The 13,678-nt window shown below is 55.3% G+C and carries 14 protein-coding genes and 1 riboswitch; of the genes, 5 read left to right on the top strand and 9 right to left on the bottom strand.

The features are described from left to right. Positions 1-43 precede the first annotated feature (43 nt). Positions 44-1,834 carry a histidine kinase N-terminal 7TM domain-containing protein gene (locus tag ACP5OT_RS07040; protein ID WP_428131734.1) on the bottom strand — a complete coding sequence of 597 codons (1,791 nt, stop codon included), beginning with the start codon at positions 1,832-1,834 and terminating at the stop codon, positions 44-46. Positions 1,835-1,969: 135 nt separating this feature from the next. Between ACP5OT_RS07040 and ACP5OT_RS07035 the strand changes: the two genes are divergently transcribed. Beyond that, the gene (locus tag ACP5OT_RS07035) at positions 1,970-2,782 is read left to right on the top strand and encodes a TrmB family transcriptional regulator (protein ID WP_424674967.1); all 813 of its coding nucleotides are present in this window, start codon (positions 1,970-1,972) and stop codon (positions 2,780-2,782) included. A gap of 97 nt (positions 2,783-2,879) precedes the next feature. Beyond that, positions 2,880-3,977: a 4-hydroxyphenylpyruvate dioxygenase gene (gene hppD, locus ACP5OT_RS07030; RefSeq protein WP_428131732.1), complete on the top strand. Its 1,098-nt coding sequence runs from the start codon at positions 2,880-2,882 to the stop codon at positions 3,975-3,977. 55 nt (positions 3,978-4,032) lie between these two features. Here hppD and ACP5OT_RS07025 read toward each other — a convergent pair whose 3' ends face one another. After that, complete coding sequence (locus ACP5OT_RS07025; RefSeq protein WP_424674965.1) at positions 4,033-4,248, bottom strand: hypothetical protein; 216 nt, start codon at positions 4,246-4,248, stop codon at positions 4,033-4,035. 165 nt (positions 4,249-4,413) lie between these two features. Here ACP5OT_RS07025 and ACP5OT_RS07020 point away from each other — a divergent pair, with 165 nt between their 5' ends. Next, the gene (locus ACP5OT_RS07020; protein ID WP_424674964.1) at positions 4,414-4,752 is read left to right on the top strand and encodes a hypothetical protein; all 339 of its coding nucleotides are present in this window, start codon (positions 4,414-4,416) and stop codon (positions 4,750-4,752) included. Here ACP5OT_RS07020 and ACP5OT_RS07015 read toward each other — a convergent pair. The 6 genes from ACP5OT_RS07015 to ACP5OT_RS06990 all read right to left on the bottom strand — a co-directional run bounded on the left by ACP5OT_RS07015 (position 4,739) and on the right by ACP5OT_RS06990 (position 9,601). Continuing rightward, the gene (locus tag ACP5OT_RS07015; protein WP_424674963.1) at positions 4,739-4,957 is read right to left on the bottom strand and encodes a hypothetical protein; all 219 of its coding nucleotides are present in this window, start codon (positions 4,955-4,957) and stop codon (positions 4,739-4,741) included. The genes ACP5OT_RS07020 and ACP5OT_RS07015 overlap by 14 nt on opposite strands. A gap of 40 nt (positions 4,958-4,997) precedes the next feature. Beyond that, positions 4,998-5,729: a glycerophosphodiester phosphodiesterase gene (locus tag ACP5OT_RS07010; RefSeq protein ID WP_424674962.1), complete on the bottom strand. Its 732-nt coding sequence runs from the start codon at positions 5,727-5,729 to the stop codon at positions 4,998-5,000. Positions 5,730-5,833: 104 nt separating this feature from the next. Then, positions 5,834-6,112 carry a hypothetical protein gene (locus ACP5OT_RS07005; protein ID WP_287905279.1) on the bottom strand — a complete coding sequence of 93 codons (279 nt, stop codon included), beginning with the start codon at positions 6,110-6,112 and terminating at the stop codon, positions 5,834-5,836. 271 nt (positions 6,113-6,383) lie between these two features. Then, complete coding sequence (locus tag ACP5OT_RS07000; protein ID WP_424674961.1) at positions 6,384-7,097, bottom strand: hypothetical protein; 714 nt, start codon at positions 7,095-7,097, stop codon at positions 6,384-6,386. Next, a complete protein-coding gene (locus ACP5OT_RS06995) occupies positions 7,094-7,675 on the bottom strand; it encodes an SCO family protein (protein ID WP_424674960.1) in 582 nt (193 codons plus the stop codon). Before ACP5OT_RS06995 ends, ACP5OT_RS07000 begins: the two co-directional genes overlap by 4 nt. 180 nt (positions 7,676-7,855) lie before the next feature. Further along, complete coding sequence (locus tag ACP5OT_RS06990) at positions 7,856-9,601, bottom strand: CAP domain-containing protein (protein ID WP_428131729.1); 1,746 nt, start codon at positions 9,599-9,601, stop codon at positions 7,856-7,858. Positions 9,602-10,179: 578 nt separating this feature from the next. After that, positions 10,180-10,304, top strand: a riboswitch (FMN riboswitch). Between the two features lie 154 nt (positions 10,305-10,458). Here ACP5OT_RS06990 and ACP5OT_RS06985 point away from each other — a divergent pair. Together ACP5OT_RS06985 and ACP5OT_RS06980 are read left to right on the top strand one after the other, a co-directional pair. After that, positions 10,459-11,262, top strand: a complete 804-nt coding sequence (locus ACP5OT_RS06985) for an ABC transporter permease (protein WP_424674958.1) — start codon at positions 10,459-10,461, stop codon at positions 11,260-11,262. 78 nt (positions 11,263-11,340) lie between these two features. Then, entirely contained in the window at positions 11,341-12,384 is a 1,044-nt protein-coding gene (locus ACP5OT_RS06980; protein WP_428131727.1) for an ABC transporter substrate-binding protein, read from the top strand. Positions 12,385-13,022: 638 nt separating this feature from the next. On the opposite strand, the gene ACP5OT_RS06975 is transcribed toward ACP5OT_RS06980, so the two are convergent. Continuing rightward, positions 13,023-13,634: a TetR/AcrR family transcriptional regulator gene (locus ACP5OT_RS06975; protein ID WP_424677504.1), complete on the bottom strand. Its 612-nt coding sequence runs from the start codon at positions 13,632-13,634 to the stop codon at positions 13,023-13,025. Positions 13,635-13,678 lie beyond the last annotated feature (44 nt).

Raw genomic sequence — 13,678 nt, 5'->3', positions numbered from 1 at the left:
ACCTACGCACACTCCTTACAACAACTTCATTGTACCATAATCCCTAGTTGTCCGAATACGAGGGCGCCATAACGGTATCGGCAACCGGTAAGCGAACACTAAATGTCGAGCCACGTTGCGGTTCACTCTCCACAACGATCTCCCCACCCATTGCTTGACACAAGCGTTGACTAATCGCCAACCCCAACCCCGCACCACCGTAGCGCCGGGTTATACCACTATCAACCTGGGTAAACGGTTGAAACAACAACGCCAGTTTTTCGGGAGGAATTCCGATCCCGGTATCACTGACATCGATCTGGACGATACCGGGTTGCGGACTGTAGCAGCGGATGTAAATCTGGCCTTGTTCGGTAAACTTACATGCATTCCCGACCAGGTTGAGCAACACTTGTCGTAAGCGGGTTGCATCGGCCTTAACCGGCGGAAGATCTGGCGCTATCGTTACCATCAGCATATTTTGATTCCGTTGGGCTAACCCCTGAGAGGTATTCACAACTTCATTGACAATCTCCGACAATTGGAGCGGTTCAGGATCAACGTGTAACGAATTGGCCTCAAGTCGGGCCAACTCGAGAACATCGTTGATCAGGTTAAGCAGGTGACGTCCGGCCAGCACTACCCGATCAAGATCGGCAATCAAGTCGTTTTGCCCACGAATCTGCAAATCATCACGAATAACCTCGCTATAACCCAAGATGGCCGTGAGCGGTGTCCGTAACTCGTGGCTCATCGTCGCTAAAAACGTACTCTTCGCTTGGTTTGCCGCTTCAGCCGCCTCTTTTGCCTCTTGCAACGCCAGTGCAGCTTGTTTCAAGAGGGTAATGTCGCGCAATACAAAGATCCGACCCATTGACACACCGCGTCGATCACGCAGAGTTGTACAACGCAAATCGTAGGTCAGCATCCCCTCAGGGGTAGGTTGGTTCAGTTCAAATTGACCCTCGTAGCGATCACGTACCTGTTCGTACAGCCATGTCGGAGCGACAACGACAAGAGGTTGACCGATCACCACAGACTGATCGGCGAAAAAGACCTGTGCCGCCGGATTGAAATCAAGCACCCGATTGTGCCGATCGACCACGATAATCGCATCGGAAATCTGATCAACAATCGCCTCGCGTGCTGCGGGAAGCAGATCAAGCGCACGGAAACGCCACATTGCGACATTAAATGCCAGACCACTAAGTGCAAAAGCGACCGGGGTTGTGTCAATATAGGGAATCGGACTACGACCGGTCACAAACAAGATACTGGTGACCCATGGCAAGAGCGCACCAACGAGCAGACTTAATGCTTGGGCGCGATACAACGCACGACTACGACGCGCTTGATTAAGCATCAGCACAGTACCAACGAGTATCATCCCATACCCGTTCACCACACCAACGTACCACAACGGTCCATTGGGACCGGTCAGTACCCACAAACCTTGAGCGGTATATACAAGTTCAACCGCAGGCCACATCAACCGGTGCCAATGGTTTGTCCATGCGCCTAGTAAGACCCCACCTTGCACAATGAAAAGAGCGACCAAGACCCATCGACGCACTCGTGATTCGCGGTTGGTATAGAACAGTGCAAACAGTAACCATAACACCGGTACGCTCACGACACTAACGTACTGGATACTGGTTAACAGCACCTTACCACTGACCGTAGCATGAGCCAATTCAAGCGCATTGCACAATGACCACCAGAGCGTAGCCAGCATCAGACCAATAAAAATACGAGTAACCGGCAACTGCCGGTAAGACCACGCTTGCCAAATCACCACAATCGTCAAACCTGCGGCGGTCAGCGGTAAAAGGATGTAGGGGGTGAAATACCACATAGCCGGTGTGATGAGCTATCTTACGCCATAAAAAACGGCAACAGTCATTGACTTAGCATAACATGACTTGATGACCACGATGAAACCGAGTATAATAGCCACCACTGATAAGTGGTAATGATAAGAACCAGATCAATGAACGATCGTCTCCAAGAGCAACTTATGGCGCTCGGCCTCAACCGTTACGAAGCGGCCACCTATTTGGCATTGCTCGAACATCGAGGTTTCACCCCAGCCCAAGCAGCGGTACGGGCGAGCGTTCCACGCCAGCGCATCTACGACATCCTGGCTACACTTTGCGCGCGCGGATTAGCCATCGAGCGGCACAGCGATGGTCAACGCCGCTACTTTGCTATCGATCCGGCCGTGGCTTTACCGGCACTCCTTTCCGAACGTCAACGCACCTTCGAACAAGAGCAGGCAGCTCTCGCCCAGAGTATGCAATCGTTACTCGCCACGCTATCACCCATCTTTGCTGCCGGCCACGATCAGATCGATCCGCTTGACTACGTAGATGTGTTACTTGACCGGAGATTGGTGGTGGAACGGGCCATCACCCTTGCCCAACAGACCGAACGAGAGATTTGTGTCTGCTTCAAACTGCCATTGCTTGGCGATCGAGCAGCGAACTTTGCCGAGGTCGCCGAACCACTGCGACGCGGTGTGCGCTATCGCACTATCTACGAACGCTCAGCGCTGACCGATCCTGAATTACGGGCATGGATCACGCAATTTGTCACGTGGGGTCAGCAGGCGCGCATTGTCACCAACCTACCGCTTAAAGTCAATCTATACGACCGGCGCGTGGCCCTCCTCTCGCTGCAAGATCCGATTACCGGTGCGCTCAGTTTAACGGCCCTTTGTGTCACTCATCCCAACTTCGGCGCCTTCTTGCAAGGGGCATTTGAGCAATTATGGGCTGATGCCGAGACGTTGGTGCTCGACTAAGCTCACAACAGCCCGACGCGATGCGTCCGTGTCTGGCGAAGCGTTTACGTAGCCCAACTACCGGGTGGACGCATCACCCGGCTCGTGGAGGTGAGTTATGAGTTTGGACGACCCCCTTGATCTGCTTGGCATTGATTATGTAGAATTTTATGTCAGCAATGCTCGACAAGCAGCCCATTTTTACCGCACGACGCTTGGGCTACGTCCGGTAGCGTATGCCGGGTTAGAAACGGGTGTGCGGGATCGAGCCAGTTATGTGCTCGAACGGCGCAAGGTACGGTTCGTATTAACGGCACCGTTGCTCCCCGACCACCCGATTGCTCGTCATATCGCCCACCACGGTGACGGGGTCAAAGACATTGCGTTGCGGGTACGCGACGCCGCAGCCGCTTACGAGACCGCCGTGGCTCGTGGCGGTATTCCGGTGCAACCACCAACCGATTACGTTGATGAGCATGGCCGAGTAGTGAAGGCCACCATTGCCACGTATGGTGATACAGTACACTCCTTCATCGAACGGGAAGAGTACCGAGGTGTGTTTATGCCCGGCTTCCAGCCGATAAACGAGCACGTTCCCGTTCCAGAAACCGGCATTGCAGCGATTGATCATATTGTCGGCAATGTTGAGCTGGGGGCAATGAATCGGTGGGTGAAGTACTACCGCGACGTACTCGGCTTCAGCCAGTTGGTTCACTTCGACGATCACGACATCAGCACCGAATATAGTGCCTTGATGTCAAAGGTGATGCAGAACGGCAGTGGTCGGATCAAGTTCCCGATCAATGAGCCGGCAGAAGGGCGGCGCAAGAGCCAAATCGAGGAGTTTTTGGAGTACTACGGTGGTCCGGGTGTACAGCACATTGCGCTCGCCACCGGTGACATCTGTGCGACGGTTGATGCCTTACGTGCTGCCGGGATTCCGTTTATCCACGTACCCGACACATACTACGATGATCTTGAGCAACGGGTCGGCAAGATCGACGAGAGTCGACAGGCACTGCAAGAGCGGGGCATTTTGGTGGATCGTGATGAAGAGGGATACCTGTTACAAATCTTTAGCCAGCCGTTGCAAGATCGGCCAACCCTCTTTATTGAGATCATCCAGCGTAAAGGGAGCCGCGGTTTCGGCAAAGGTAATTTCAAGGCATTATTTGAGGCGATTGAGCGTGAACAAGCCAAACGCGGAAACTTGTAAGAGCTACCCCAACCACCATCGGGACATCGTGGCACGATGTCCCGATGGTGCTCGGCTATGATCGGTTGATCCGCGTCCCACGCGGTACGTTAACGATGATCGCCTCGTCTTCCGCAGTCTGTTCGGTATGAGCCGGCTCGGTAGGATGACCGTGGTGATGGTCATCGTCGGCCGGCTTAAACTCGCCCAAGAGACTTGCTCGTCGGATGCGTCGCTCATACTCGCGTTCGATCAAGGCAGTGAACCGTTGCCACCACGATTGCCCACTCATGATCATTCACCTCCGTCACAGGTGGATTTTTTCTCTAGCCAAGATGACAGTATATCAGCAAAGATTCAGGCGATTGTTACTTTTTTGCTACATTCCGATGCTTAATCTCAGCTACAATACATATTAGCGGATCATTCTACATAATCTTTCGCAGTAGAGCACACTATGCTGGCTGTCATCCGATTCTTACGCAGCAATCCTTCGGTACGTCGTATCCTTGGTCTCACCTTTCTTATCATCGGTATCATTGGTTCATTGTTTCCGATTATTCCCGGTTGGCCTGGTTTGTTAATGGCTATCATCTTCTTGGGGCGGCGCGACCGGCTACTGCGCCGGTTGCACCTAATCGCTCGCCTTGTCTTGCGCTGGCTGCGCAAAGCGCCAGTGCCACATGTGCGCGGGGCGGGGCAATGGCTTTCCAACCAATACGTCGAGCTGCGCCGGACGGTGGTGCCGCACCTGATCGCGTTTGAACGCAACCTTGACGGGCCTAATCCCCTTTGAGACGCTTACCCAAAGCCCACCCCAGGATCAACCCGCCTATGAGGAGAAGGCCGGCAGCCACACCAACCCCGATCAGCACATGCAGCCAACCAAAGGAACCGCCGAGAATCAGCCATGCTAGTAATGCCGGCCCGCCGATCAGCGCCGCCAGTACTACTAGCAGTGGTACCCACCCGCGCACTACCAGCCAGATTCGCCGCTTCACAAGGTATTCCTTTATTGCAGCGCTTATCGCGTCTTAGCGTTTATCGCTCTTGCGTTTCCAACGCCAGCGCAGCCCGCGCTGCTGCGGGGGTATTAGTAATAATCCCGCTCGCCCCCAGCGTAGCCAACGATCGGATACGTACCGGATCGTCAACCGTCCACACATTGACCTGGTACCCGGCCCGCCGCACTTTGGGCAGCACCCAATCGAGACCGGGCAAGCCATGATAGGGGTGCCACGCGGTGGCTCCAATCCGACGCAGCGCACCAAAGGGCCAAAACTCACGCAGACGCACATCGGGCCGGTAGGTGCGAATACCCATCAGATAGCCACGAGGAATCGCCGGATCGACCGTGCGCAGTTCGTGCAAGGCCTGTGGGAAGAATGACGAAACGATCACCTGATCAGCCATTCTAAATTCACGCAACAACTGGACACAGCGCACGGCCATTCCGGGTTTTTTCAATTCGAGATTGAGCGGCATGCCTACACTCCGTGCCCAATCGAGTGTCTCGGCCAGTGTTGGCACCTGTTCGCCACCAACATCGAGTCGGCGCATCTCAACCAGCGTCATACGGGCGACCACATCAGCACGTCCATTCCAGCGTGCCGTATCGTCATCGTGAAAGACCACAATCTCACCATCAACGGTTGGTTGCAGATCAAGTTCGATCATGTCAGCCCGTTGGTGACGCGCCAACTCAAAGGCTACGAGCGTATTTTCGGGTGCATCGGCTGATGCACCACGATGAGCAATGATCAGAGGCGCCATCTTCTCCTCACGCTAAAACACTAGTAGCGGAGCACCGTTCGCTCCGCTACTAGTATCACCGCGCCATACGACTGCGTCAACTCGAAAACATGTATCGTCCTCTGCTACGAGCTAAGATCAGGCTGCGGTACAGCCATATCGGCATACCGAGCCTCTTCAGTCAACATCGGATGCAAGATACGCTGCATTGCCATCACATGCGCGCAGGTAGACCACATCTTGAAGAAGGAGCAATCACATGACCAATGCCCATCATGAAGCGAAATGACGTGATCACTATTACCGCCATGAAATGTTGCCCGTAGATCACTGAACTTAATCCGCTCTGGTTCGGCGGCATAGCGCCGGGCTTTCTCGATCTTACCGATCATATCCGAGTGCATAGGGAGACCTCCTTCGTCTCTGCCCGGAAAACATCAAGGGCGGCTACAGACATCGGTCTGTACCGCCCTATCCAACCCTCAACCACATTGTGACACATGTTTTCATCGCCGGGCCTCCTTAACGGGAGTTGCACCGCTCTTAACACGGTCTTATTATACGGCCCGCCATCATCTCCCGTCAAGCATGAAATACGCAATCCATCTTCCCGTTTATACGCATCCTGACGCGATATAACGACTCTCTACGGTGATCGATAATTGTTAGCATTCGCTAACCGGCATTGCGCATACGCTCGGCGAGGTCGAGAATGCGTTGGCCGTACTCGGTACCGGGATACGCCCAGCGCCCATTGAGATCGGTAATGGTTAACGCCACACCACGCAAATGGTCAGGCAAGGGCCGACGAAAAAGTGCATAGGTAATCAGTTGTTGCTGGTACGGTGTACCGGCACCAACCGGCAAGGCATAGGCAAGCAACCGACCAAGATGAGCAGGGATGGACTCATCGAGCCACGATGCAAAACTCAACCCGGCCCGCCATCGCTGAATACGTTCGTCCCATGCCCAATCGGGGCCGGGGGACTGATCGGGCGGCGCTTCTACCATTGCACCGGTAACACCGATCCCCGCCGGATTCCGACGTGGACGCTGGCACCACCATGAGGTCAGGTTGCCGGTCTCGTGAGCACACTGAGCAATAGCAAGGAACCAATCAAGTTCGGCGGCGGCACCGATCTCAGCGTAGCCATTGACGATCACACTGACATCGTAGGGGGTGTAGGCTGTGCTACGTGGCGACAACCACGCAATGGCCACTTCGACGGTACCGGTTGGTGGGCCGAGCAAGGCACCAAGTGGCAACGAGCGTGCAACAAACGGCAGATAGAGATTCTGAGTAGAAGGTTCTTGTGCTCGTACTAACGAGCTACTCAGTGCAGTTAAGCCAAGAAGCAGCACCGATCGACGAGTGAAGCGAGTTGTCATGGTGTTTCGTCCAGAAGAGCGCGAATGTCTTGCACATACACGCTGGCTGCGGTTCCATATTGATAAACGACCCGCAACTGCCCTTTCTGATCGATCAGATAACTCGCTGTGCTATGGTCAACGCCACTATTGCCGTGATGACCACCACCGTGACGATATGTCAGTCCGTATTCCTTACTAATTCGGCGCAGGGTAGCATCGTCGCCTTGCAGGCCGATGAAGCCTTCGCCGAAACCGCGCAGGTAGGCAGCCAGTACATCAGGCGTATCGTTTGCGGGATCGACGCTGATTAAAACGAAATGCACACGCATACCATCAGGGCCGAGTTCGTCACGGATACGGCGGAATTCGCCCAGTGTGATCGGGCAGTAGTCAGGACAGCGGGTGTAGCCAAAGTAGAGGAGCACCGGCTGCCCACGCAGATCACTTAGGCTCAGCTCGCCACCGGTGCTGGCCGGCAAGGTAAAGTCACTCAGCACTATGGGTGGATCGATTTTGGTTGGAGTTGTTGTTGATGATTGGCCGGTAACGGCACAGGCGCCGAGCAGCACAAGTAGGAGTAGTATGAAACGGTGCATGGCTTTGTCAAACCTTCTAGTCGGCCAGGCGCGGCCCACCGCGTCCCCTACCAAGACTACCAAGACGAACCGCATATCGGCCGGGCGCGGCCCGCCGTGCCACAACGGGCGGAAACAGTAACCTTGTCCTGTTCCACCCTTCGCGCCTTTGCGTTAACTGTCTGTGAGAGCAGAGACCTGCTACCGCAGAACCAACGGCGTATACGTGACAAATAACTGCTCCACTACATGGAGTGTTACCGGGATTGTCACCTGCATCTCATTTGGGGTGACAAACGTGATTGCACCGTTGTAGGTGCTGGCGGTAAGGCCATTATGATTGATACTCAATCTCATTATACCATCGTCGGCAACACCGCCCAGCCACGGCTCAGTCTGCAAGACCTGCCAATTAGCACGAACACAAGGCGAAGTGACTATCAACGGCATCGGTGGCATAGCAGCCACTTGTGCCAATGCAACGATACTGGCAGGCTGTACCGGTATGTTCATCACTTCCCGAAATGGCGTAAAGATAGTTCCATCAGTATAGCGTACCCACACGCCCTGTCCGCGATAGTTACCACCGGGAACCGCCAACGTTACCGGATTGACAATCGGCTGTGGTGCGGTAAAGATGGTCACGGCATCAATAAAGACATCGGTAGAGCCACTACGCCAAAACTGAAAGATCAAGAAAGGCTCATTGCCGTGATAGGTAAACGGCAGTGCAAACTCCTGATATTGGTTTGCGGCGGCAAAATCAACCCCACGTAGCTGCAAGGGACCATACACCACACCACCGCCGTTAATGCTAAAGCGGGCTACTTCATTCGGTGAGCTATTACTGGCAACTTTCAGACGCACATACGCGACGAGTGGAATATCTTTAAATACGACCGGATCATAATCGTATACCCAAGCCGAAGATTCCAAACTTGCCGACTGCAAACGAAACGCACCGCCATCCCAAGCTGCAGGATCAGTGACTCGTTCCCCTGCACCCCATAACAACTGAAACGTCGAATAGTTCTCGTCTACCAACCAACCGAAGCTAAACTGCATTTGCGGTAACGTAGGATGGTAGAGCCCGGTCAGAGTGACTGTCTCTTGGCGATCACTCATTGTCGCTGCAAGTTCATTCACCGGCACATTCGCACCAAGATAGATCGTATCGCTCACAACAGCAGTTGCACCGTAGGCATCACGAGTTTTTACGTAGACGGTACGCCAGCCCTCGCCATCGGCCAAACGGAAGCGAGTTTCGTTGGTGAACGGTTGCCAGTTGGCGTTCACAAAACAGGGGTTATCGGCGATCATCATTGCAGTGGCGGGACGACGACCGATAAAACCACCAGTTTCAGCCACTTGGTATATGTAAAGCGACACATCAGGGTTGAGAGTTGCGACTGCTTCGTACTCGACGATCACCGGCGCATATGCAGCATCGTTGCCAAACATCTGGGCAATGTAGCCGCGCCCGTCGCTGGTGCGGCGGTAATAGCCCAAACCAATCTCGCGATGGCCGGGACTGAGTAGATTAGCCCGATGACCAGGGCTGTTAAGCCAGCCATTAATCGCGGCTTGCGGCTGCATATAGCCACAATACGCATTTTCGGCTCCACTTGAGCCACGATATCCAAAACGCAATGCTCGTGCATCAGGCCACTCACCATTGGTATCTTGATGACCACAGTAGGGTGTTGGCCGGTTCTCAACTGAATCCCACGCAAACCAACGGGCAGCATGGGTTAACTGGCGATTCCAACGCAACGGTGGTTGACCGGCTTGTCTCAGTCGGGCTACGTTCCCGTAGTAGACGGCGTGTGCTTCATCGAGGAGCAGACTTGGAGTTTGGGTGGTAGGATCGAACGCCAGAACCGGCGCGATAGTGAGGCAGCCCAGCACAAACAGGCTGATCCAGTGAGTGAAGAATCGCTTGCGCATGCGCTCTCCTTGGGGGGATGGGTTGGTAAACCTCGTAAGCTCTATTGTACATGCCGTTTTAGTAGCAATCAAACCCAGCGGACAGTCATCTGAGGTTACACTCGCTGGTAGGGTAGTGCTGCACGTCTTTGCTATGATTCATACACGAGGCAAGGAGCGGCCCGCTATGTCAGGCTGAAAGCGCTGGAGACTGCGCACCGGCGGCCCACGCCCTCTAACCGGGCTGAGGGGAGACCGTATATCCCCAACCGGAGAGGGGCTAAGGGGGCTTTATCCCCCAGCGGGTGCGAGGCTAGGGATGAGAGCACCCAAAACCCCTTTGCGCCCTTTGCGCCTGGATAAAATGACCACGCGGGATACTGCGGTAGTTGAAGATGAGAGCATCCAAAACCCCTTTGCGTTCTTTGCGCCTTTGCGTTAAAACCTCTGCGCCCTTTGCGGAGCCGAACAGCCGTCCGGCTCGACGGCGCCTTGACGTTAGCCCTCACCCCAGTTGCTCGCGCGGAATGACGCTGGTCAGGGTTCAGATTTCTTACCTTGACACTAACGCGCTATTGATGCTATTATCACCAGTGACAAACGATCTTCGGGGCAGGGTGAAATTCCCGATCGGTGGTATAGCCCACGAGCGTGTTGAGAGGCACGCAGGATCCGGTGAAACTCCGGGGCCGACGGTTATAGTCCGGATGTAAAGAAGATCCAGATATGGGCAATCGCAGGCGACGTGCGAAGTGCGCGCCTTTGCTCTGTTGCTGTTACAGGTGGGTTCATCACCTGCGCTGTTGCCGTATCTGTCCCCCGAAGAGCGTTCGCTCGGCGGGGGTTTTTGATTCCCCGCCAGAAAGGAGATGGTGACGATGCAGCAAACTTTGCCAATGCCCACTCCCGCGCCGCGAGCCAAACCGTGGCGGCGCTTTGAATGGCCGGCGCTCGGCTTGCCGGTGACGTTGCTGGCATTGCTGGCACTCTGGCAGACGGTGGTGAACGTCAGCGGCTATCCAGCTTTCATTCTGCCCTCGCCGGCGCTGGTTGCCAGCCGGTTTGGGCAGGCGTTGAGCAGCGGGCTGCTCTGGCAGCACACGGCAGCCACTCTGAGTGCAGCCCTGGGCGGGTTCGCGTTGGCGTTACTGGTCGCGCTTGTGCTAGGGTATATCCTGGCTCAAATCCGCTGGCTCGAACAGGCGTTGGCGCCGGTGTTGGCGGCCAGTCAAGCGATCCCGGTCGTTGCCGTCGCACCACTGATCATTCTCTGGTTTGGCGCTGGCCTGACCTCGAAGATAATGGTCGCTGCTTTAATTACTTTCTTACCGATCTTGATCAACACCATTGTCGCTATTCGCAGCATCCCACGTGAGCTAATCGAGATGGCACATATTAGCGGAGCGAACCGTTGGCAACTGCTGCGCTACGTCGAAGCGCCGCTGGCGCTGCCGGTGCTGTTTGGCGGCGTGCGCACCGGCTTGGCACTGGCTACCACCGGTGCTGTGGTCGGTGAGTTTGTGGCCGGACGCACCGGTTTGGGGGCGTTGATTAACATTGCACGTGGTCTCTTCGATACACCGCTGATCTTCGTAGCACTGACGACACTCGCGCTCATTACGCTGACCCTCTACGTGCTAGCCGGCCTGCTCGAACGGCTACTAGTGTGGTGGGAGGATTAGATACAACTTTCCTAAGTTGCATTACTCTCGTATATCTGGCACCCGAACAGAAGATACTATCCTAACGAGGGAACGAATATGAAGCTGCGTTTCATGCTATTCATTACCCTGATCTTCATCATCACGGCGTGTAGCGCACCGACTCCGGCGCCGACGGCGGCCCCGACGAGTGCGCCGTCGGCCAACCCACAACCGGCGTTGCGCACAGTGACGCTGGCGATGTCGTACATTCCGAACATTCAGTTTGCGCCTTACTATGTCGCGGCGGCGAAGGGCTATTACGCCGCGGAAGGGATTGAGGTCAATTTCGACTACAACTTCGAGAATGACGTGCTCCAGCGAGCAGCGACGTGGCCGACCAGTGGTGTTGCTTTTGCTACGACCAGCGGTACTTCGGTATTGCTCGCTCGCCAGCAGGGGTTGCCGGTCAAGACAGTGATGACGCTCTACCAGCGCTTCCCAATCGCGTTTTTTGCTAAGGCAAACGTGCCGCTGGCGAGCGTCAACGACCTGCGTGGGCAAACCATCGGCATCCCCGGTCGCTTCGGCGAGAGTTTCTATGCGCTGTTGGCGGCGCTCTATGCCGGCGGTATGACCGAAGCTGATGTGACGGTGCAAGAGATCGGGTTTACGCAGGCGGCGGCGGTGATGGAGGACAAGGTGCCGGTGGCGATTGGCTACGCGATGAACGAGCCAGTGCAATTGCGCGAGCAAGGGGTGGAGGTGAATGTGTTGCTGGCCGCCGACGTCTTTAATCTCGCTGCTAATGGAATCGCCGTCAGCGAGGTGCTGATTGCGCAAGAGCCGGAACTGGTGCGGAAGTTTGTGCGGGCCAGTTTGCGCGGGTTGGCCGATACGCTGGCTAATCCGGCTGAGGCGTTCGATCTGAGCCTGCAATTCATCCCCGAAGCGCAGCTCGGCAATCTCGACTTGCAGCGGAAAGTGTTGGAAGAGAGCTTGCCCTTCTGGCAGAATGAGCTGACGGCGCAACACGGGTTGGGTTACACCGACGGCCAACTGTGGGTGCGCACCGAGCAGTTTATGCGCGAGGCAGGTTTGCTGGCTGGGTCAGTGGAGGTGGAGAAGGCCTATACTAATGAGTTCGTGCCGGGCAAATCGTGAAATGCAAAGCCGCGAAAGGGTTAAACGCTGAGGCGCGAAGAACACAGAGGACGCGAAAGGGTTAAACGCTGAGGTGCGAAGAACACAGAAAACGCGAAAGGGTTAAACGCTGAGGTGCGAAGAACACCGAAAACGCGAAAGGGTTAAACGCTGAGGCGCGAAGAACACAGAGGACGCGAAAGGGTTAAACGCTGAGGCGCGAAGAATACAGAGGACGCGAAAGGGTTAAACGCTGAGGCGCGAAGAACACCGAGGACGCGAAAGGGTTAAACGCTGAGGCGCGAAGAACACAGAGGACGCGAAAGGGTTAAACGCTGAGGCGCGAAGAACACAGAGGACGCGACAGGGTTAAACGCTGAGGCGCGAAGAACACCGAAAACGCGACAGGGTTAAACGCCGAGGCGCGAAGAACACAGAGGACGCGACAGGGTTAAACGCTGAGGCGCGAAGAACACCGAAAACGCGAAAGGGTTAAACGCCGAGGCGCGAAGAACACCGAAAACGCGACAGGGTTAAACGCCGAGGCGCGAAGAACACAGAGGACGGAGAGGGTTTTTGATAGGGAGACGGACGGATGTCCGTCTCTACACATATTGGGGCGTTATGGGGTTGGGGAGACGGACGGATGTTCGTCTCTACTAGCCATTGGGCACCATACTGCGTAAGAAATGAGCAATCGCTTCAGCCACCATTGCGCGCGCAGCGATAGCGTGCGCTTCTGGTTGATCGAGCACCTCACGCGAGAAAAAATAGGCCATCATCGGTCCGATTAAGAGACGAGCGGCAATCTGCGGGTCGGTACGGCGCAACCGTCCTAATTCCATCTGACGTGCAAGATAGGTAGCCAACGCATTCATTGCCCGCCCTGGTCCAATCTCATTGATAACCCGTGCTAATTGCGGGTGGCGTAACACCTCACCGATCACAATCTTGCCGATAGCTACTGTTAGCGGCTGATCAATCGCCTGCGCCAACCGTTCCCCCAGTCGCGGTAGCACTACATCGGGCGGTTCATCACCCAACTGCTCAACCGCATCAACAATCGGGACTAGCGGCATCCGCTCTCGAATCACCTGATAGAGTAGGTCGGTCTTATCTTTAAAGTAGTGATAGATCAGGCCAGGAGAAGCGATACCGGCGGCGCGAGCAATATCGCGGTTGGTGGCGCGATCGAAGCCAAGACGGGCAAAGGCATCGAGTGCGCCATCGATGATTTGTTGGCGGCGTTGTTCGGTTTCATCACGTGGCATATTGATTCCCCTCGTAGCCCCGCACGGCATCCCCGTAGCCCCGC

Source organism: Chloroflexus sp. (genome assembly GCF_049970315.1).
Lineage (GTDB): Bacteria > Chloroflexota > Chloroflexia > Chloroflexales > Chloroflexaceae > Chloroflexus.
Note: the sequence above shows the minus strand (reverse complement) of the source record. Positions and strands in the feature narration are given on the sequence as shown.

What these genes read in the sequence shown, in the direction of transcription:
- ACP5OT_RS07010 (WP_424674962.1), bottom strand. Translation starts at nt 5,729, where the DNA reads ATGGCGCCTCTGATCATTGCTCATCGTGGTGCATCAGCCGATGCACCC.
- ACP5OT_RS07000 (WP_424674961.1), bottom strand. Translation starts at nt 7,097, where the DNA reads ATGACAACTCGCTTCACTCGTCGATCGGTGCTGCTTCTTGGCTTAACT.
- ACP5OT_RS06990 (WP_428131729.1), bottom strand. Translation starts at nt 9,601, where the DNA reads ATGCGCAAGCGATTCTTCACTCACTGGATCAGCCTGTTTGTGCTGGGC.
- ACP5OT_RS07005 (WP_287905279.1), bottom strand. Translation starts at nt 6,112, where the DNA reads ATGCACTCGGATATGATCGGTAAGATCGAGAAAGCCCGGCGCTATGCC.
- ACP5OT_RS07025 (WP_424674965.1), bottom strand. Translation starts at nt 4,248, where the DNA reads ATGAGTGGGCAATCGTGGTGGCAACGGTTCACTGCCTTGATCGAACGC.
- ACP5OT_RS06995 (WP_424674960.1), bottom strand. Translation starts at nt 7,675, where the DNA reads ATGCACCGTTTCATACTACTCCTACTTGTGCTGCTCGGCGCCTGTGCC.
- ACP5OT_RS07020 (WP_424674964.1), top strand. Translation starts at nt 4,414, where the DNA reads ATGCTGGCTGTCATCCGATTCTTACGCAGCAATCCTTCGGTACGTCGT.
- ACP5OT_RS06980 (WP_428131727.1), top strand. Translation starts at nt 11,341, where the DNA reads ATGAAGCTGCGTTTCATGCTATTCATTACCCTGATCTTCATCATCACG.
- ACP5OT_RS07035 (WP_424674967.1), top strand. Translation starts at nt 1,970, where the DNA reads ATGAACGATCGTCTCCAAGAGCAACTTATGGCGCTCGGCCTCAACCGT.
- ACP5OT_RS06985 (WP_424674958.1), top strand. Translation starts at nt 10,459, where the DNA reads ATGCAGCAAACTTTGCCAATGCCCACTCCCGCGCCGCGAGCCAAACCG.
- ACP5OT_RS07040 (WP_428131734.1), bottom strand. Translation starts at nt 1,834, where the DNA reads ATGTGGTATTTCACCCCCTACATCCTTTTACCGCTGACCGCCGCAGGT.
- hppD (WP_428131732.1), top strand. Translation starts at nt 2,880, where the DNA reads ATGAGTTTGGACGACCCCCTTGATCTGCTTGGCATTGATTATGTAGAA.
- ACP5OT_RS06975 (WP_424677504.1), bottom strand. Translation starts at nt 13,634, where the DNA reads ATGCCACGTGATGAAACCGAACAACGCCGCCAACAAATCATCGATGGC.